General features: G+C 64.6%; 15 protein-coding genes. 9 read left to right on the top strand and 6 right to left on the bottom strand.

What is annotated here, in order from left to right:
- Positions 1-24 precede the first annotated feature (24 nt).
- A complete protein-coding gene (locus ACY34H_RS15740) occupies positions 25-744 on the top strand; it encodes an SDR family oxidoreductase (RefSeq protein WP_464978407.1) in 720 nt (239 codons plus the stop codon).
- Positions 745-753: 9 nt separating this feature from the next.
- On the opposite strand, the gene ACY34H_RS15745 is transcribed toward ACY34H_RS15740, so the two are convergent.
- Both ACY34H_RS15745 and ACY34H_RS15750 read right to left on the bottom strand, forming a co-directional pair.
- Entirely contained in the window at positions 754-1785 is a 1032-nt protein-coding gene (locus tag ACY34H_RS15745; protein WP_464978408.1) for a pentapeptide repeat-containing protein, read from the bottom strand.
- Between the two features lie 142 nt (positions 1786-1927).
- Positions 1928-4048 (bottom strand): TonB-dependent receptor, encoded by a 2121-nt coding sequence (locus ACY34H_RS15750; protein WP_464978409.1) that lies wholly within the window; start codon positions 4046-4048, stop codon positions 1928-1930.
- A 244-nt stretch (positions 4049-4292) separates the two neighbouring features.
- On the opposite strand from ACY34H_RS15750, the gene ACY34H_RS15755 reads away from it, so the two are divergent.
- Entirely contained in the window at positions 4293-5348 is a 1056-nt protein-coding gene (locus tag ACY34H_RS15755) for a DNA-binding protein (RefSeq protein ID WP_464978410.1), read from the top strand.
- 10 nt (positions 5349-5358) lie between these two features.
- On the opposite strand, the gene ACY34H_RS15760 is transcribed toward ACY34H_RS15755, so the two are convergent.
- On the bottom strand, positions 5359-5547 hold the full coding sequence (locus ACY34H_RS15760) for a hypothetical protein (RefSeq protein WP_464978411.1): 189 nt from the start codon (positions 5545-5547) through the stop codon (positions 5359-5361).
- 483 nt (positions 5548-6030) lie between these two features.
- Between ACY34H_RS15760 and ACY34H_RS15765 the strand changes: the two genes are divergently transcribed.
- The 4 genes from ACY34H_RS15765 (at position 6031) to ACY34H_RS15780 (ending at position 11236) form a co-directional block, all read left to right on the top strand.
- Complete coding sequence (locus tag ACY34H_RS15765) at positions 6031-8676, top strand: TonB-dependent receptor (protein WP_464978412.1); 2646 nt, start codon at positions 6031-6033, stop codon at positions 8674-8676.
- Positions 8677-8936: 260 nt separating this feature from the next.
- Positions 8937-9233: an iron uptake protein gene (locus ACY34H_RS15770; protein WP_464978596.1), complete on the top strand. Its 297-nt coding sequence runs from the start codon at positions 8937-8939 to the stop codon at positions 9231-9233.
- Positions 9234-9246: 13 nt separating this feature from the next.
- Complete coding sequence (locus ACY34H_RS15775; RefSeq protein ID WP_464978413.1) at positions 9247-10926, top strand: PepSY-associated TM helix domain-containing protein; 1680 nt, start codon at positions 9247-9249, stop codon at positions 10924-10926.
- Entirely contained in the window at positions 10919-11236 is a 318-nt protein-coding gene (locus ACY34H_RS15780) for a DUF3325 domain-containing protein (protein ID WP_464978414.1), read from the top strand. Before ACY34H_RS15775 ends, ACY34H_RS15780 begins: the two co-directional genes overlap by 8 nt.
- Before the next feature lie 59 nt (positions 11237-11295).
- On the opposite strand, the gene ACY34H_RS15785 is transcribed toward ACY34H_RS15780, so the two are convergent.
- Together ACY34H_RS15785 and ACY34H_RS15790 are read right to left on the bottom strand one after the other, a co-directional pair.
- Entirely contained in the window at positions 11296-12372 is a 1077-nt protein-coding gene (locus ACY34H_RS15785) for a LacI family DNA-binding transcriptional regulator (RefSeq protein ID WP_464978415.1), read from the bottom strand.
- A gap of 153 nt (positions 12373-12525) precedes the next feature.
- Positions 12526-12669 (bottom strand): hypothetical protein, encoded by a 144-nt coding sequence (locus ACY34H_RS15790; protein WP_464978416.1) that lies wholly within the window; start codon positions 12667-12669, stop codon positions 12526-12528.
- A 171-nt stretch (positions 12670-12840) separates the two neighbouring features.
- Between ACY34H_RS15790 and ACY34H_RS15795 the strand changes: the two genes are divergently transcribed.
- The 3 genes from ACY34H_RS15795 (at position 12841) to ACY34H_RS15805 (ending at position 16273) form a co-directional block, all read left to right on the top strand.
- Positions 12841-14091 carry an Hsp70 family protein gene (locus ACY34H_RS15795; protein WP_464978417.1) on the top strand — a complete coding sequence of 417 codons (1251 nt, stop codon included), beginning with the start codon at positions 12841-12843 and terminating at the stop codon, positions 14089-14091.
- A gap of 9 nt (positions 14092-14100) precedes the next feature.
- Positions 14101-14727, top strand: coding sequence for a 3'-5' exonuclease (locus ACY34H_RS15800; RefSeq protein WP_464978418.1), 627 nt, complete (start codon positions 14101-14103; stop codon positions 14725-14727).
- A gap of 178 nt (positions 14728-14905) precedes the next feature.
- Positions 14906-16273 carry a tetratricopeptide repeat protein gene (locus ACY34H_RS15805; protein WP_464978419.1) on the top strand — a complete coding sequence of 456 codons (1368 nt, stop codon included), beginning with the start codon at positions 14906-14908 and terminating at the stop codon, positions 16271-16273.
- A gap of 29 nt (positions 16274-16302) precedes the next feature.
- Here ACY34H_RS15805 and ACY34H_RS15810 read toward each other — a convergent pair whose 3' ends face one another.
- Positions 16303-18153 (bottom strand): GGDEF domain-containing protein, encoded by a 1851-nt coding sequence (locus tag ACY34H_RS15810; protein ID WP_464978420.1) that lies wholly within the window; start codon positions 18151-18153, stop codon positions 16303-16305.
- Positions 18154-18278: the final 125 nt, after the last annotated feature.

Consider the following 18278-nt stretch of genomic DNA (forward strand, 5'->3'; position numbering starts at 1 on the left):
CGCTTTGAGCTGATTGGAGGAACGATGAAAGCCATCGTCACAGGGCACAGCCGCGGACTGGGGGAGGGCATTGCCCGCGCGCTGCTGGCGCGCGGCGCGCAAGTGATGGGCATCGCGCGCCACGGTAATCCGGCGCTGGCCGGCGTGCGCGAGATTGTGCTCGACCTGGCCGATACGGCCGCATTGCAGGCTTGGCTGGAAGGCGGCGAACTGGCCGCCTTCCTCGACGGCGCCGACCGCGCACTGCTCGTCAACAATGCCGGTGTCGTGCAGCCGGTCGGCGCGCCCGGCGCGCAAGGCGCGACACGTCTGGCGCTGGCAGTGTCGGTGAACGTCACCGCCGCGCTGGTGCTGACCGACGCATTCGTGGCCGCCACGCGCGGCTGCCCCGACCGCCGCGTGGTGCACGTGTCCAGCGGTGCGGGCAGGGCGCCTTACAGCGGCTGGAGCAGCTATTGCGCGAGCAAGGCCGCGCTGGACATGCATGCGCGCGCGGTCGCCCTCGACGCGGTACCGGGCCTGGCGATTGCCAGCATTGCACCCGGCGTCATCGACACGGCGATGCAAGCGGAGATCCGTGCCACGCCGGAGCATGATTTCCCGGGTATCGGGCGTTTTATCGCACTCAAGCGCGATGGCGCCCTGGTCGAACCAGGCGCAGCTGGCGCGCAACTGGTCGAGTACGTCTCAAGCGCTCGCTTCGGCACGACGCCGCTAGCCGACTTGCGTGACCTGGGAATGTGACCCGCCATGTCACGGCATGCTGGCGGCCAGCCTGGTCACCAGTGCCAGATCGCCGCCGCCCGTGCCTGGCCAGGCGAACCGTGCGCCATCGATGGCCGCGCCGGTGAAATCGCCACGGCGGCATATGCTACGGGCAAAATCGGCACCACGGGCACGGGCCTGCTGAAGGCGAGCCCCGATCAGGCTGCAGAACGGGAAATGCGCATTGTCGAGCAGGGTGCCGGTCAGGTCGCAGGTGCCGAAATCGGCGCGCACGAAGCGGCCTCCCGACAGGTCGGCACCGGCCAGCCGCGCGCCATGGAAGTTGCAGTCGACTGCGCGGGCACCGCGCAGCAGTGCACCCTGCCAATCGGTGCCGGCGCCCGCCTGCAGCCCGTCGAGTTCTGCATGTTGCCACGTGCTGCCCGCCAGGGCGGCGCCACTGAGGGCGCAGCCGCGCAAGCGGGCCTGGCGGAAATCGGCATGGGGCAAGTGCGCCCTCAGCGCCAGCACCTTGTCCCAGCGCACGCCGCGCCAGCGACTGGCCTCGGCATGCGCGTCGAGCAGCACCATCGAGGTTGCCCGGCTGCGGTCCAGTACGGCATGGGAAAGCGTGATGCCGACGGCCACGAATTCATCGAGCAGCGCGTCGCTCAGGTCGACGCCGGGCCAGCAAGCATCGTTGGCCCTGACGCCGCGCAGCGAGACGCCGCACAGGCGCGCATGTTCGGCCCGGCTGCCATCGAGGCAGGCGCCGTCGAAGCGGGCGCCGGAGCAATCCGCGCCGTCCAGCAGAACGCCGGTGAGCAAGGCGTGGCGGAGCAATGTGCCGCGCAGGCTGGCTCCGCGCAGGTCGGCACGCTCCAGCACCGCGCCGGACAGATCGGCACCATCGAGCACCATGCCACGCAGGTCGGCACCCGACAGGTCGCGGCCCGCCATCGGCACGCCGGCTATCAGCAGTTCGCGCAACTGCGCAGGGGCGAGCGCCTGCGCCTGCGCAGGGTTGCGAATGGCAGGGCGGCGCAGTTTGCCCCACAGCGCTGACGTAAAGATGTTCATGACCGGTCTCCAGCGTCGGTACATGTCGTACCCAGGCCGATTATGGACCTGTCACCCCGCTCGATTCAGCCCCTGGCTCAGGCAGATGCAACAGTTTTGATAAAACGCAAACAATTCTGGGGAACTATGCAGCGCGAGGGCGTCAAAAGCTGCGTGCGTAGCTTGCCGAGTAGGTGCGGCCGCGGCCGGCGAAATAGGACAGCGGGTCCCGGAAATTCACGGATTGCGGGTAATAGCCGATGTACTGGCGATCTGCCAGGTTCTCGATGCCGATGCCGAACCGGCCCCAGGAAGTGTCCCAGGTGCCCGCCAGATCGGCCAGCGAATAACCCCGGAAGTGCTCCTCCAGGTTGATCGGGCCGGCCGTGCGGCCGATATTGATGTCGCGGTTCGCCAGGCGCGTTGCTTGCAGCCGCAATTGCGTGCGCGGCAGTGGCTGCCAGTTTGCGCCGAGTACCAGCTTGTCCGGGCCTTGCGAACGCGCGCCCAGTGCCAGGTCCATCGGTGCACCCGGAGCGGCTGCCGTCCTGCCCATCGTCCGGGCATAGCTGCCGAACGCCGATAGTGTCCCGGCGGGGCGGAACTCGGCGGAGACTTCCCAGCCGCGCACAGTGGTCGGCACGCGATCCAGCACGCCGAGGCCTTCGGTATTGATCCGCATCACGGTTCCCAGCTTTGAACGCGAGTCATAGAACGACGCGCCAGCGCTGCCGCGCACGCCGCGCCAGTTGACGCCGATTTCCTGGTTGCGGGTGATCACAGGCTGGAGTTCGAACAGCGTGTCGACGGACTGTCCGGGCCGGTTCACGCCGCGCAACACCACCCCAACGTCGGGCAGGCCGAAACCCTCGGACGACGACATGAAAGCCGACCATGCCGGGGCAAAGCGCCACACGGCACCGATGTTCTTGACCGCCTTGTCGAACGAGCGCCTGCCGCCGCCGACGTGGACGCCGCCATACGACCACAGCGTGGTGTATGCGCCGACGTCGAGGCTGGCCGACTCGCGGCGCACGCCACCGCGCACGGTGACCGGCCCGGCGTCGAATTCGAGCTGCGCGAACGGTGCGGTGGAGGTGAAATCGAGCGTCGGTACCCAGGTGCGGTTTGTCAGCGCCATGCGCTGGCCACTGCGGTCGCGCAGGCGATCGAGGCCAAGCGTCAGTTCAAGCCCTTTCGCCAGCAAGTCCGGGCGTGACCATGTGAGCTTGGCCCCGTGCTTGTCGGCGTTGATCTCCGACTGGTCGAACAGCCTGCCGACTGGCGCCAGCCGGGCATCCTGGAAGGTGATCGTGTTACTGCCTCCGTAAAGCGCCGTGAAATCCTGGCTGAATACCTGTGCAGTGAATGTACCGCCCAGCAGTGAATCGTGACGGTAATCGAGGCTGGCAGTGCGCACGTCGTTGCGTGCCGGGTTGCCGGGGGGGCGGCCGGGCGCCGACGAGGTAGGTATGCCCTGCACGAAATCGGCAGGGACGGTACGGTAGTCGAGCTCGCCGCGGAAATTGAAGCGGTTGACCGTCAGCTGCAGGCGCTGGTCGCCGAAGTCGCGTCCAACCTTTACGAACACATCGTGGCCGCCGGCGTCAAGTGTGTCGCCTTGCAGCGCATCGATGCCGATGCGCCGTCCCTGCCCGTCATAGGCCATGCCGCGCCGCTGCACGCTGGCATAGCCGAGCAGGTCGAACGCGCTGGATTTGTGGGTCACCGAAAAACCGGTCTTCCAGTCCAGGTTGTCATGGCGAAATCCGCTTGCCGCCCTGGCATGGACGGCAAACGTGGTGCCGGCCTGCCGCGGCGTCTTCGTGATGTAGTTGATGATGCCGCCCGTGGCGCCCATTCCCTGCACGGCGGAGGCGCCGGCAATCACTTCGATGCGCTCGATGATGGCGGTATCCGCGAAATATCCTTCGCGCATGCCGGCGCGCAAGGGGTTCGACTGGGGAACGCCGTCAAGAAGAATCAGCGGCATCCTTCCGCGAAATGACTCTCCGGTGGCGGAGATCTTTTGCCGGCTTGGCGCATACCCCGGGATATACGTGGCGAGCGCGGCGGACGGATCATCCGCCAGCAAGTACTGGGTCGCCAGCTCCCTCTGCGCAATGACGGAGACCGCACCGGGAATCCTGTCGACCGACTTCGCGTTGCGCGTCGCAGTGACGACCACTTCGGCGAGCGCCGCATCCTGGGCCCGCGCCGGCAAATGTCCCAGCGCAAACCAGGTGAGCGCCAGGGCATGCGGTATCGGGTGCGGTCGGACCATGCAGGGGGCTCCTGTTATTTTGTGTAGAGAAAACCTAAAATGATACCCGTTCCGAAATGCAACAGCAAATATCTAACTAATCTCGATAGTGTATCAAATGATCATTTTTTCGTTTCGATAACATTCGGCCGGCTCGCTCAGTCGACGCTGCTGTTGTGGCATCCCAGATGAACTGCGTGTGGATTGAAATGCTGTCGATAAAAATACATAATACGTTGTATTATTTACTGAGTCCCTAGCCATCATGGAACCATTATCTGTCGAGAACGGAACTGCGGCAAAAACTGCCGAAACTCTTTTACTGGGCGATGTCGAGGACTTGCGGGCGCGCTACACCAACACACAGGAGCTTTACCGCGAAGTATGCGGGCTCATGTTTTTCCGCTATGGCTTGACGCCAACCGCGAATCGCCTTTACCAGCTCGTACGCAAGGGCAGCATGTCGGCGCCCGCCGAAGCGCTGGCAAGGTTCTGGAGCCAGTTGCGCGAGCGCAGCCGGGTAACGGTCGAGGGGCCGGATATACCTGAAAGCCTGCGGACCGGCGCGGGTGAGTTGCTGGCGGCGTTGTGGCGGCAGGCCCAGGAGGCTGCCGGGGCCTCGCTTGCGGCGCTGCGCGAAGAGGCCGAGGCGCGCAGCGCCGCGGCGAGCCAGGCGGAAGAGGCGGCAAATGCGCGCGTTGCCGTGCTTGAAGGCGCACTATCCTCGGAGCAGGCGGCGATGTCCGTGGTCCGCAAGGAGGTTGCGGCGCTGCGCCACCAGCTTGCCGCCAGCGAAGCAATGGCCGGCAAGCTGCGGCAACGCATCGACGATGCGCGCAAGGAGCTTAACGAGCAACATGCCTGGTTCAAGACGGTGGAGCGCGACCATGCGGCTGCGCTCGACAAGCTCCGTGTGCAATGGTCGGCCGAGCGAGACTCGGCCGACAAGTTGCGCCAGCAGGCCGCACAGGAAGTGGAGCGCGAACGTGCCAGTGCCAACCGCTTGCATCAAGCGCTCGAGGCGGAGCGGGCGGCGGCGGCAGGTGCCGCCGAACGTCATCGTGCCGATTTGCACGAGGCGCAGTCGCGGACCACCGAGCTGTATCAGCGCATCGGCATGCTGGACGGCAGCGCAGCCGCCGTGCTCGCCGCGCGCGACCAGGCGAACGGCGAACTTGCGGCCGTGCGGCGCGAGCTGGCAGCCGCGCAGGCAGAAGCCGCGGCAGCGGCCGGCCGCGCCGCGGCACTGGAGAGTGCCCTGCGCCACGCTGCGGATCGCGCCACGCCGGGCAGGTCACGTAGCCGACCGCCGGCTGACTGAAGCATTTGAATCACCCACCAGCGCCCGGTACGGCGTCAGCGGCGGTTGTCGCATCCGGCGGGCTGGCGGGTGAACGGTAGCAGTCCAGACCGCGTCTCCCCGAAGCGGCATGAACATCCTGCAATTGAGCGAATTTCTCGCCGGGAAGCTGGACTTGCTCCAGCACCTTCAGCACTGCGCTGCCATCGGCTGTGTCCATTCACCTCCTGATAAACATGAAGTATCTCAACAGGAGGGCAGCGATGGTTCTGGTCGACCTATACCGATTCGAAGCAAATAGCGCCATGATGAATGGCAGGGTCAGGTGTGGTGCATTTGCTACAGATTACGCAATGCCGCACGGTAGGAGGGCATTGGCGGCGCCTTGGGCGGCAGTGGCAATTGATCGGCGCTTGATTATTGCTTGCGCGTTTGTGGCCGATTCGCGCAACGGGAAATGAAATTAAATCCTTTCAAATCAATAAACAAGCGTGCCGTGGTCCGGCTCCGGCGTGCTCAAGAACAACAAAAGTTGCAGCGCAGAAGTTTATCAAACTGTTATGCCATATCGATTATGGTATCGGATACCCTAAAAAAGTCATTGGATCGAGCTCGGTGACCTCCCTACTATTGGCTCGCAGCATCAAGTTGACAGTGGTAGCACACGTCTTTGACAAAAACTATAATGATCAGGAGATCTACGATGACAACGACTTCGTTCGGTCACACTCCCCCATCCCATCACATGAAAATGAAGCTGTCGGTCGCCGTGCTGGCTGCCGCCGGCATTCTCAGCAGTGCTTCCGTCTGGGCGCAGAACGCCCAGGCCGTCGCGGAAGCGCAGGCCACTTCCGCGCCGGTCGCGGTCGTTGTTACCGGTGTCCGCCGCGCCGCGCAAAGTGCGCAGACGATCAAGAAGAATTCCGATGAAGTGATCGATTCGATCGTCGCGGAAGAGGCCGGCAAGTTCCCGGACAAGAACGTGGCCGAGATCCTCGGCCGTGTTACCGGCGTGCAGGTGCGCCGCGGCGGCGGCGAGGCCACCGACGTGATCATCCGCGGCTTGCCGGGCTTGACCACGCTGCTGAACGGTCGCGAGGTCTACACCTCGACGGGGCGCAACCTGTACCTCGCCGACATCCCGACCACCATGCTCCAGCGCATCGACGTCTACAAGACACAGGGTGCGGAGATGGTCGAAGGCGGCACCGCCGGCGTGATCGACGTACGCACCGCACGGCCATTCGACTTCAAAGGCTTCTCGGCCAGCCTGACCGGCCGCGCGGAAAATCGCGACAAGGCCGACACCACCGATCCGCAGGTGTCGGGGATGATCTCGAACCGCTGGAAGAACGACCTGGGCGAATTCGGCGCGCTGTTGGGCGTGTCCTACCAGAAGGGCCACTACTTCGATGAAGTGACCTGGAATTCTCCGCCGGACAATACCGTCACCAACAATACCAGCAAGCCGAACTCGGCAGTGACCGGTCCGTACGACCTGGGCCACTCGAGCACGACGGGCGTGCGCGAGCGCTATGCCGCCAACTGGGCATTCCAGTACAAGCCTGTGCGCGGCGTGGAACTGTATGCGGAAGGCTGGTCGACCCGCATCGATCACGATCGGGAAAGTCAGTACTTCCTCGGTCAACTGGGCTGGGGGCCGACCACGCAATACACGGTATTCCCGGGTACCAACCAGGTCGACACGGTGACCTCGTCCAGCAGCCCGCAAGCGCTGAGCTCGAATCAGGCGCCCCGCGACGATTCGGAAACCCACCAGGGGGCGATCGGTGCCAAGTGGAACGTCACCCCGGATCTGCGCGTGACTACCGAGTTCGTGCGCACGACCAGCCGCTGGAAACAGGAATTTCCGATCATGGAGATGCTGGCGCATCCGACCACGATCACGGCGCAGACCTATGTCAATGGCGGCGCGCGGTTCGACTACCCCGGCTACAACATGCTGGACCCGAACAATTACACGCTGCATAACTTCATCGACAACTGGCAGGCCTCGGGCGGCCAGTCGAAGGACTGGCGCGCGGATGCCACGTACAACAATGGCGAGGAGAACTTCTTCCGCGAATTCAGCGTGGGCGTACGCCTGGCCAAGCGCAGTGCGCACTACCAGCACGAGAGCCTGAACTTCCTGCCGGCGGTTGCCGGCCTGCCTGCCGTCAGCTCGCTGCCCGGCCTGACCTGCCCATCGCAGCGCTTCTCGAACGACTACGGCATGAATCAATGGCTGGTCATCTGCGGCGACTACCAGCACCGCAACATCGACGCATGGCGCCAGATGTATGGCCGCAACGGCAAGACGGCGCCTGACCCGTATTCGCTGTACACCAACAACGAAGACACCAGCGCCCTGTACGGCAAGACCCGCTTCGGCTTCAACGCCGGATCGGTGCCGGTCGAAGGCACGTTGGGCGTGCGCGTGGTCAAGACCAAACTGGACGTGAACGGCTTCTCGAACATCGACAACCAGCCGGTTGCCGTGAACAAGAAATCGTCGGACACCGACGTGCTGCCGAACCTGACGGTCAAGGCCAACCTGACCGACACGCTGATCGGCCGATTCAATGCAGGCAAGACGATCCAGCGTCCGGCCTTCGGCGACTTCAACCCGGGCATTTCGCTGGGCGCGACGCCGGACGGTCTGGGCATCTACGGCGGCATCGGCGGCAATCCGGACCTGAAGCCTGTCACCGGCAAGAACGCCGACGTGGCGCTGGAATGGTACTTCGCGCCGACCGGCAGCCTGACCGCTACCGTGTTCAAGCACAAGTTCGAGAACTACATCATTCGCTCGGTAGCGATGGAAACGTTCGACGGCAAGCAGTACCGCATGGACCGTCCGCGCAACGTCAACGAAGGGCAGCTGGAAGGCATCGAGATCGGCTACCGCCAGTTCTACGACTTCCTGCCGGGCTGGCTGAGCGGTTTCGGGATGGAGGCGAACTACACGTACATGAAGGGGCACTTCATGGACAATGGCGTGGAAGCACCGTTCCAGGGCATGTCGAAGAACGCCTTCAACATCGTTGGCCTGTACGAACGCGGTCCATGGTCCAGCCGCCTGGCCTATAACTATCGCAGCCGGTTCGTCGACGCGTTCAACTACCGCGCAATCGCCGCGCCGATCGGCCCGATCGACCTGATCGTCGATCCGATCGAGACGGTGGATGCGTCGATCTCGTACAAGATCAACGAGAACATGGGCATCACGCTCGACGTTGAAAACCTGAACGATCGCAAGTACAACGACTACCACGGCATCGCCAGCAACCCACGCGACGTCCGCCGTTACGACCGCGTGATCGGCCTGACGCTGCGCTGGAAGCTGTAACCCGGCAGGTAGTGGTCTACCACGCCGCCCGCCAGGGTGGTTGACGAAGCGCGCTGCGCGGCCCCGGCCGGCAGCGCGCTTTTTTCTTCATGCGCCGCGCGCACACCTGCAAATTCCCGTAAATATCCGTGGCGTGGTGGTTGGCCTGCGGGGAAACGGCTGCTAAAATGCGAATAATTCTCATTAAAGTTCTCGTTCCCGATGCGTCCAGCGGCTTGTTGCGCAAGGAATGGAGCGCCTCCAACGAACCCGATACCGCCATGGCCGCACTGACCTCATCCCGTCTTCACATCGTCTCCCGCACGGCCGCCGCCGTGCTTGGCGGCTATGCCTTCACCTGGGGCGTGATCGCCTTCGCCACGGCGCTGCTGTTCGCCGCAGGCATGGAGTTCCACGATGCCGAGCACCTGTCCTATCTCATCGGGTTCCTGGTGTTCCTGGTTGCCTTCCTGCTGGCCTTTGCGGCCCGCAGCCTGCCGCGCGTCTGGCTGGTACTGGCCGGCGGCGGCGCGCTGCTGGCCAGCGCCGCGACGCTGCTGCAACAACAACTCGTTTGAACGGAGGCTGACCATGTTCCAGAATTTTCGCCTCACCATGGCCTGGCTGCACACGTGGTTCGGCCTGTTCCTCGGCTTCGTGCTGATGGTGGTGTTCTTCTTCGGCGCACTGTCGGTGTTCGACCGCGAGATCGACCGCTGGGCCATTCCCGCCACGCGTTTCGAGCCGCAGCCGATGCCATCCTTCGACAAGCTGCTGCGTCCCGTCTTCGAGGACATGCAGCCGCTCGAGGATGCCCGTGCCGCGATGCGCGACCAGGTCAACGGCCCTTTGCCGGAACGCTTCGAGACCGTGACCCGGCTGGGCGCCTATACCACGCACCGCGATCCCGTATTGGGTTTGTTCGTCGGCTACGAAGTACCGAATGCAAAGGAAAAGGAAACCACGATCTTCGCACTGCGCACCGTCGATCCCCGAAACGGCACGGCGCTGCCGGACGACCGGCTGAAGATCGGCAGCGGCTTTTTCTATCCGCTGCACTACAGCCTGACGGTCGAATGGAAGAGCCTGGGATATTGGATCGTCGGCTTTGCTGCCCTGATGATGCTGGTGGCACTGGTCACCGGCGTGATCATGCACCGCAAGCTGTTCCGCGAACTGTTCACGTTCCGGCCGAACAAAAGTACCCAGCGCAGCATGCTGGACCTGCACAACCTGACCGGCGTAGTAGCGCTGCCGTTCCATTTCTTCTTTGCCTTCACCGGCCTGGTGATCTTTGCCGGCATTTACTTCCCGGTCACCCACACGCAGCTCGAAGCACTGCATGAAAAGCACGAGCAGGTCGAGGCACTGGAAACCGGGCTGCCGCACGAACGCGCCGGTATTGCCGCGCCGCTGGCGCCGGTGGATGCCATGGTTGCCGAGGCACAGCGCCGCTGGGCCGCGAAGGGAATGGCGGGCGATGTCGGCTTCCTCGGCGTGCAGTTCCCGGGCGACGCCAATGGCTATGTGTCGATTTACCGTGCCGGCACCGACCGCATTGCGCTCACCGGAGAGGGGATCCATTTCAAGGCATCCACGGGTGAACTGCTGCGCGAGGATCCGCCGCCTACCGTGGTGGCCCGCATCAACGAATTCCTGACCGGCCTGCACCTGCAGCATTTCCGCCACTGGCTGCTGCGCTGGCTGTATGTGCTGGGCGGACTGGCTGGCTGCGCCTGTATCGCGACCGGTTTCCTGTTCTTCGTCGAAAAGCGCAAGCGCCAGCATGCCAAGCAGGGCAGTGCCGGTGCCCGCGTGGTCGATGCGCTGGCGGTGACCACCGTCACCGGCATGGTGATCGCGGCGCTTGGCATGCTGATCGCCAACCGCTTGTTGCCGGATGCCATGCCAGCCGGCTGGCCATGGCGCGGCGACATGGAGAAATACTGCTTCTGGGGCGTTTGGGGGCTGGCGATGGCGCACGCGGTATGGCGTACCGCGCCGGTCGCCGCGGGCCGCCTGGCGCCGGCCTGGCGCGAACAGTGCCTGGCAATCGCCGTGCTCGGCATCGTGGCGCCGGTGCTGAACTGGATTACCACGGGGGACCACCTTCTGCGCACCGTTGGCGCGGGTTACTGGCCGGTGGCGGGCGCCGACCTGTTCATGCTGGCGGGCGCCGGCCTGGCCTTCCTCGCGGCACGCCGGCTGCAGCGCCGCGCCGAGATGCCGGCCGCTGCGAAAACCGTGGCGATGGAGGCTGGCCATGCGTGATGCGCTGATCTTGCTGGCGGCACTCGTCGCGAGCGTCGCTGGAATGGGGTGGTTCGCATTGTCGATGGAAACGCATTGGCAACAGGCGCGGGGAGCGATGCCGCGGCCGGCGATGCTGGCCCGCCGGCTGCGCTGGCTTGGCGCAATGGCGCTTGCAACCGCTTTAGTGCTGTGTCTGCTGGCGGATTCCGCCTCGATCGCGGTGCTGGTGTGGCTGATGTCGCTCGCTGCCGGTGCGCTGGCGGTGGCATTTACATTGACCTGGCGCGCACCGTTGCTGGCCGCGCTGGTATTCTGGTCCGGCCGCTGACGGGCAACGTGCCCGGCCTGCGCCGGCAGGCCAGTCCGAAGATCGTCGAGCCGCCGCGATCAAGCGGCCAGTGACGCGCCCGCGAGCGGGACCAGGCGGGCCGTAGCGCCTTCCACCAATTGCGGCGCAAAGGTACGTTTTTCCGCCAGGTGATTGCCGTGTGATTCGATCATGGAGGTCAGCAGGTCGGCCGCCGCCAGCGCCATGTTATGCATCGGCTGGCGCAGCGTGGTGAGATTGCAGCTCAGCCAGCCGGTCGGTTCGACCGCGTCGAATCCGGCGACCGACATCGTGCCCGGCACGTCGATTCCCAGTTCATGGCGTGCCAGGTCGAGGCAGCCGAGCGCCATCACGTCGTTGCCGCAGATGACGGCGTCCGGCAGTCTGCCCAGGCGTTCGATGATGTCGCGCAGGCCCCGTGCGCCACTGGCGTAGTCGAACTGGCCCGCGACCACGACGGGTGGCGGCAGGCCCAACTCATGCAGCCGATCGCATGCACCTGTCCGCCGCTCCGTCGCGACCGTCGAGCCATCCGGCCCGGCCAGGATGCCGAACTGGCGATGCCCGGCAGAAGCCAGGCGCGTGGCGATCATGCGGCCGGCTTCGTACTGGTCGCACAGCACGCTGTTGACGGTACGGCCACGCAGGTTGCGGTTGAAGATCACCAGCGGCAGGCCGCGCCGTTCGAATTCCTGTACCTGTTCATCGCTGACACTGGCGGCGATGATCGCGCCATCCACCTGGTATTGCCAGATATCGCCGAGGATATGTTCCACTTCCGCTTCCTGCTGTATCGTGAAAAGCAGGACGCGCTTGCCGCGCCGGGTCAGTTGCTGGGACAGTTCGGCCAGTGCTTCCGGATAGTGCAGATTGGCCATATGGGACATCACCACGGCGACCATGTTGGAGCGCCGCGTGATCAGGCTGCGCGCGGCCGCGTTGGGGATGTAGTCGAGCCCGGCCGCGGCCTTCATCACACGCGCGTAGGTCGACGGCGACACGCTGGCACCGGGCTTGAAGCAGCGTGACACGGCCGATTGCGATACGCCGGCCACGAGCGCCACGTCGTAGGAGGTGACCCGCCGGTTTTCACGGACGACCGCGGCCCTGCATTCGGCTGCCCTGATGGCGGCCACGCTTTCTACCGGAGGTGGTGTCTTTGTTTTTCTCATCGTATCGTGTTGGCCCGTGGCGGCGCCGTTTCGGTTGAGGATAACGCATGAACTTACCTACTGGCAACTATTTCCGTACGGAAATCTCCGCATTGGCTCGCAACTGTCGCGCTACCGCTACCCGGCAATCATCATCGTTACCGCGATCACCGCCAGCAGCACGCCGGTTGCGCCGGCACGACGGCGCCAGCCATTGTGCAGCCGGTCGCGCGTGCGGCTGTGCCGGGAACTTCCGTGGCCGATGGCGGACTCTCCGGCCATCCTGGCCTCATCCTTTACCTTGTACCGTACCTGTCCAGAACCTCTGCTGTAGCCTGCCATATCGGTCTCCTGTCTTGTCGAATTTCCTAGCGTAACTATCTACGCGGTGCAGGATTTGATTCAGGTCAATCCAACTCTGGTAAAATTTTGCCCCTTTCAGATGAGGTAGCGATGGCAACAGCGTGCGGTGTCGACTTCGGCACGTCCAATTCCACGGTCGGGTGGGTAGAACCGGGCCGGCCCGTGATGTTGCCGCTCGAAGACGGCAAGGTCACGCTGCCATCGGTGGTGTTCTTCAACGCCGATGACGACGAGGTCACGTTCGGCCGTGCCGCGCTGGCCGATTACCTGGCCGGCTACGAAGGGCGCCTGATGCGCTCGCTGAAGAGCCTGCTGGGCACGCCGCTGATGGATGGGCAGACCGAAGTGGCTGGCCGGGCACTGTCGTTCCGCGAGCTGCTGGGCCAGTTCATCCGCGAATTGAAGCGTCGTGGCGAACATGCTGCCGGCCGCCATTTCGACGCCGCGGTACTTGGCCGGCCCGTGCATTTCGTCGACGACGATCCGGCCGCCGACCGGCTGGCCGAGGACACACTGGCCGACATAGCCCGCGCCGCCGGCTTCCGCGACCTGGCATTCCAGTACGAACCGATTGCCGCCGCGTTCGACTACGAATCGCAGATCGATCGTGAGGAACTGGTGCTGATCGCCGACATCGGCGGCGGGACTTCGGACTTTTCGCTGGTACGCCTGGCGCCGTCGCGGATGAGCAGGGCCGACCGCCGGGACGATATCCTGGCCAATGCCGGCGTGCATATCGGCGGCACCGATTTCGACAAATACCTGAGCCTGGCCGCCGTGATGCCTCAGCTTGGCCACGGTAGCGAGCTGAAGAACGGCAGCGCGGTACCGTCCAGCTATTACTTCAACCTGGCAACCTGGCATACGATCAACCAGGCCTACACCAGGAAGATGTCGACCCAGCTGGGCGAGCTGGTGCGTGACGCGCGCGAGCCGCAAAAACTGCGGCGGCTGCAAAACCTGATCGAGGACCGCGCCGGCCACTGGCTGGCGATGCGCGTCGAGGAAACCAAGATTGCCCTTTCGGATCAACCCCTGGTGCGGCTGGAGCTCGAGCGCCTGGCGCCGCCGCTCGCACTGGACGTCGAGAGGGAATGCTTCGTCGCCGCGATCGGCGCGCTGGTCGACACGGTGGGCGGTAGCGTCGAGCGCCTGCTGGCCGATGCCGGCGTCCGCAGGGAGCAGGTCGATACCGTCTTCTTTACTGGCGGTTCTTCCGGCGTGGCGGCATTGCGCGAGCGGATTGCCGCCGCGGTGCCGGCCGCGCGTTGTGTCGAGGGCGACCGCTTCGGCAGCATTGGCGCTGGCCTGGCGCTTGACGCCGTCCGGCAATTCGGCTGAGGAGAACACATGCTGACCAAATCGATCGTGATGCTGGACTTCGAGACCACTGGCCTGTCGCCGGACATGGGCGACCGCATTACCGAAGTGGCGGCGCTGCGCATCGCCGAGGGCGTGGTTGTCGAACGCTACGTTTCGCTCGTCAATTGCGGCGTGCGCATCCCGGCGTTCATCACAAGCCTGACGGGCATCACCCAGCAGATGGTGGATACGGCGCCGTCGGCGCACGAAGTCGTGCCGCGCCTGCTGGAATTCATCGGTGCCGACGCACTGGCCGCCCACAACGCCAGTTTCGACGAAAAATTCCTGCGCGCCGAAAGCATGCGCCTGGGCCTGGCACCTGCGCATGTGGGAACGGTGTGCTCGCTGAAACTGTCGCGGCGCGTGTATCCACAGCTGTACAGCTACAAGCTCGGCAACCTTGGCAGCCAGCTTGGCATTCCGTTCCGCGGTAGCGCCCACCGGGCCGAAGCCGATGCCGAGGTGGCGGCGGAGGTCTTGCTGCACATCGGCCGCCATCTTGCGTCAAGCTATGGCATCGCCGCCGTCGAGCCGACGCTGTTGATGTCCGTCAACAAGCTGGCCGCCGCCAAGGTCCCCGCCTTCCTGCGCAAGCAGTCCGCCACTCCGGGCTGAGCGGCCCGGCCGCTCTTCCTAGCCCGCGGCGCCGTACGGCGCCCCGTGCCGCGTCAACGTTTTCCACCGCGCCATTGACCATGGCAAACCGGTCGAGCGATTGACGCTTCTCAAAAGGTATGCGCAATCGTTTATTAAGCTTTATACAACATACCGACGCGCAGGATGGGGAGCTGGCATGAACAACCGTTACTCGAGCAAGGATGTCGATGTCTATGCATGGTTTCACGGGGCCTCGGAGAAGGGCGACGCATACGCGCAGTTCAACCTGGCATTGATGTACAAGCGCGGCAGGGGCGTCGGACGCGACGACGATGCCGCTTTCATCTGGATGCGCCTGTCGGCATTGCAAGGCATTGCCTTTGCCCAGAACCATCTTGGCGCCATGTACTACAACGGCGCCGGCACGAAGCCGGACGATACCGAAGCGGTGTTCTGGTTCCGCATGGCTGCGCGGCAGGGCGATGCCTCGGCGCAGCAGAACCTCGGCATGATGTATCGAAAGGGCCGCGGCGTTCCGCGCAGCGATGAAACGGCGCTCACCTGGTTCTGCCGTGCCGCCGAACAGGGCATCGCCAGCGCGCAGGCGCTGCTTGGCGAAGCCTATGCGCAAGGGCTCGGCACGCGGCGCAATTTCCAGCTCGCCCTGGCCTGGTTCCGCAAGTCCGCGCTGCAGGGCGACGCGACCGCGCAACTGAACCTCGGCCTGATGTACCGGCGCGGCCATGGCGTGCTGCAGAGCGACACGCAGGCGGTGGCCTGGTATCGCCAGGCTGCGGCGCAGGGCATGGCTGCCGCGCAGCGCCACCTGGGCGTCGCCTACGCCGAGGGCCGCGGCGTGCAGGTGGACCTGGAACGTGCCTGCTCCTGGCTGCGCCGCGCCGCCGAGCAGGGCGACGTCGATGCCCAGTTCAACCTGGGCGTGATGCTGTCGAACGGCTACGGCGCCCGCAAGGACGAAGCGCTGGCCTTCGACTGGTACCGCCGCGCCGCCAGCGCCGGTCACATGCTGGCGCAGTACAACCTGGGTGGCATGTATGCGCAGGGGCGAGGGGTCGGCCGCGATCCCGCCGAAGCGCTGGCCTGGTACCGCAAGGCAGCCGACCAGGGGGCGCCCAACGCGCAGTTCAATGTCGGCGTCATCTATGCAAATGGCCACGGCGTACCGAAGGACGAAGCCCGCGCCGTCGCCTGGTACCGGAATGCCGCCGAGCAGGGCGACGCCAGTGCGCAGAACAACCTCGGTGTCATGTACGCGAACGGGCAGGGCGTGCCGCAGGACGATGCCGAGGCGGTGCGCTGGTACCGCAATGCCGCCGAGCAGGGCCATCCGCTGGCCCAGTACAACCTGGGCGGCATGTATGCCGGCGGCCGCGGTGTCGAGCGCGATCCGGTCCTGTCGTACATGTGGATGTCGCTGGCGGCCGAGGCGGGCGATGCAACGGCGTGCAACAACCGTAAATTGATCGAACGCAAGCTGACGCGCGAGGAAATCGGCTCAGCGGAACGGATGACGCGGCGCTGGCGCGACGCCCACCGCGCCTGAGCCGGAACGGCCACCCTGCAGCCGGCGATTCAACGCGCCGGTATCTGCCGGCGGTCGAGAAACAGGCTGTTGCCGTGGATCTTCTTGGCCTGCTTTTTTGCTTCCGCGGCGCTGGTGGCGATCTGGTGATGCGAGTGAAACTGGTGTGGCGCCACCCGGATCGCTCCCACCGACAGGCTCATCAGTGGATGAAATACCTTTCGGCCTTGCCGGTCCTCGCCCAGGTAGCCGCCCCGTTCACGGTCATCGGCGCTGTAGAAGCCCGGTCCGCTGGTGGCGAACTCGGCCAGCATGGCACGACAGCGCGCTTCCCAATCCTCGCTCTGGAACAGGACCACGAAATCGTCGCCGCCGATGTGGCCGACGAAATCCCGGTCAGGGTCGCTGTGCCGGGCCAGGATGCTGCCCAGCAGGCCGATGACGTCGTCGCCGCGCCGGTAGCCGTACACGTCATTGAACGGCTTGAAGTAGTCGAGGTCGCAATAGCACACCCAGAACCGCGTACCGCTGTGCAGCAGGCGATCGATATGCTCGTTGACCGGCACGTTGCCGGGCAAGCCGGTCAGCGGGTTCGCGTAGCGCGCCGCATGGATCTGCAACTGCGTGATCTCGCGCATCAGGTCGTGGCCAGTGCCCATGCCGAGGTAGCGGCCGCCATCGGTGATGATGAAGCCGTTGAACAGGTGGTGCGCGTCCGAGGCGGCCATCCGGTACGACAGGTCTTGCAGGGTGGTGTCCTTGTCGGCGATCAGCGGCTTGGGGTCCATGAATTGCCGGCAAGACTTGCGACCGTACAGCTCGCGCTCGTAAGGACGGGCGAAATGATCGATCATTGCGAAGCGCGAAATCAGGCCCAGCGGTACACCGTCATCCACCACCGGGATGATCATCAGTTGCGGATCGGCTTCGAAGCGCAGGTACACATCGTTGTTGGTCGTTGCCGAGGGCACGGCCGGCACGCAATGCAGCAGCTTCAGGATGTTCACGGCAGTCTTCCCGGCACCGCGCTGCGGGTAGACTGCCACACCGGTGCGGGCGAGCGTGTCGATCACTTCGGCCGGCAGGGTACGCGCCGGGTTGGTCTGCGGGTAGCCCAGGTGGTAGCCTTGCGCGAACGCGACCCCGAGGTCGCGCAACACCATCAGCTCGGCGCTTTTCTCGATGCCCTCGGCAATCACCAGCGTATGCGACTTCTCCGCGATTTCCTGGATCGAGCGAACGAACTGCAGCTTGACCGGGTCGTGGTTGATGCCCTGGATGAAGTGCATGTCGATCTTCACGTAGTCGGGCCGCAGTTCAGACCATAGCCGCAGGCTGGAAAACCCTTCGCCCAGGTCGTCGATCGCGATCTCGAAGCCGCGCGCCCGGTAATGCAGCACCGCTTCACGCATCAGCTCATAGTCGTAGGTCGGCTGATTCTCTGTCAGCTCGATGATCACGCGGTCGGGGCGCAGGCCGAGTTCGCGGATGCAGCCGAGCGTTTCGCCATCGCCGGCGCCGCGGCGCGGCAGCAGGCATTCGGGACTCACGTTGAGAAACAGCTTTCCCGGCAACGCCAGTTCGGCGAAACGTTCCAGCACGATGCGGCGGCACAGGTATTCCACTTCCAGCGTCAAGCCATGCTCGCGCGCCGCCCCGAACAACTTCATCGGTGCATGCAGCGGGCTGTTCGAAGGGCCGCGGATCAAGCCCTCATAGCCGATGATCTCGCCTGTCTGCGTACGGATCACGGGCTGGAACAGCGCGGTAAGCCGCCGCCGCGCGAGGATGCCGAGCAGGTGCGTGCAGGCCGGATCGCCGGCATGGGCGCGCAGGTAGCTGACGTTGGCGGGCAGGAGATTGGCGTGCAGGCTGTCGGCGTGCAGGAGGTCGGCGGTCATGGTGGCGACAGGCGCAGCGTTGGCAGGCAATGAGGCGGAGGCGGGATTCACGTCGGTTCACAATAACAAGTCGCACGAATGGTATGAACAAATTGTGACCAGTTGATGAAACGACCGAATAAACT

This window comes from Pseudoduganella sp. jia 9 (assembly GCF_055502615.1).

Excerpts from the sequence above, each read along its gene's own strand:
- ACY34H_RS15740 (WP_464978407.1), top strand. The coding sequence starts at position 25 with ATGAAAGCCATCGTCACAGGGCACAGCCGCGGACTGGGGGAGGGCATT.
- ACY34H_RS15745 (WP_464978408.1), bottom strand. The coding sequence starts at position 1,785 with ATGAACATCTTTACGTCAGCGCTGTGGGGCAAACTGCGCCGCCCTGCC.
- ACY34H_RS15750 (WP_464978409.1), bottom strand. The coding sequence starts at position 4,048 with ATGGTCCGACCGCACCCGATACCGCATGCCCTGGCGCTCACCTGGTTT.
- ACY34H_RS15755 (WP_464978410.1), top strand. The coding sequence starts at position 4,293 with ATGGAACCATTATCTGTCGAGAACGGAACTGCGGCAAAAACTGCCGAA.
- ACY34H_RS15760 (WP_464978411.1), bottom strand. The coding sequence starts at position 5,547 with ATGGACACAGCCGATGGCAGCGCAGTGCTGAAGGTGCTGGAGCAAGTC.
- ACY34H_RS15765 (WP_464978412.1), top strand. The coding sequence starts at position 6,031 with ATGACAACGACTTCGTTCGGTCACACTCCCCCATCCCATCACATGAAA.
- ACY34H_RS15770 (WP_464978596.1), top strand. The coding sequence starts at position 8,937 with ATGGCCGCACTGACCTCATCCCGTCTTCACATCGTCTCCCGCACGGCC.
- ACY34H_RS15775 (WP_464978413.1), top strand. The coding sequence starts at position 9,247 with ATGTTCCAGAATTTTCGCCTCACCATGGCCTGGCTGCACACGTGGTTC.
- ACY34H_RS15780 (WP_464978414.1), top strand. The coding sequence starts at position 10,919 with ATGCGTGATGCGCTGATCTTGCTGGCGGCACTCGTCGCGAGCGTCGCT.
- ACY34H_RS15790 (WP_464978416.1), bottom strand. The coding sequence starts at position 12,669 with ATGGCCGGAGAGTCCGCCATCGGCCACGGAAGTTCCCGGCACAGCCGC.
- ACY34H_RS15795 (WP_464978417.1), top strand. The coding sequence starts at position 12,841 with ATGGCAACAGCGTGCGGTGTCGACTTCGGCACGTCCAATTCCACGGTC.
- ACY34H_RS15800 (WP_464978418.1), top strand. The coding sequence starts at position 14,101 with ATGCTGACCAAATCGATCGTGATGCTGGACTTCGAGACCACTGGCCTG.
- ACY34H_RS15805 (WP_464978419.1), top strand. The coding sequence starts at position 14,906 with ATGAACAACCGTTACTCGAGCAAGGATGTCGATGTCTATGCATGGTTT.
- ACY34H_RS15810 (WP_464978420.1), bottom strand. The coding sequence starts at position 18,153 with ATGACCGCCGACCTCCTGCACGCCGACAGCCTGCACGCCAATCTCCTG.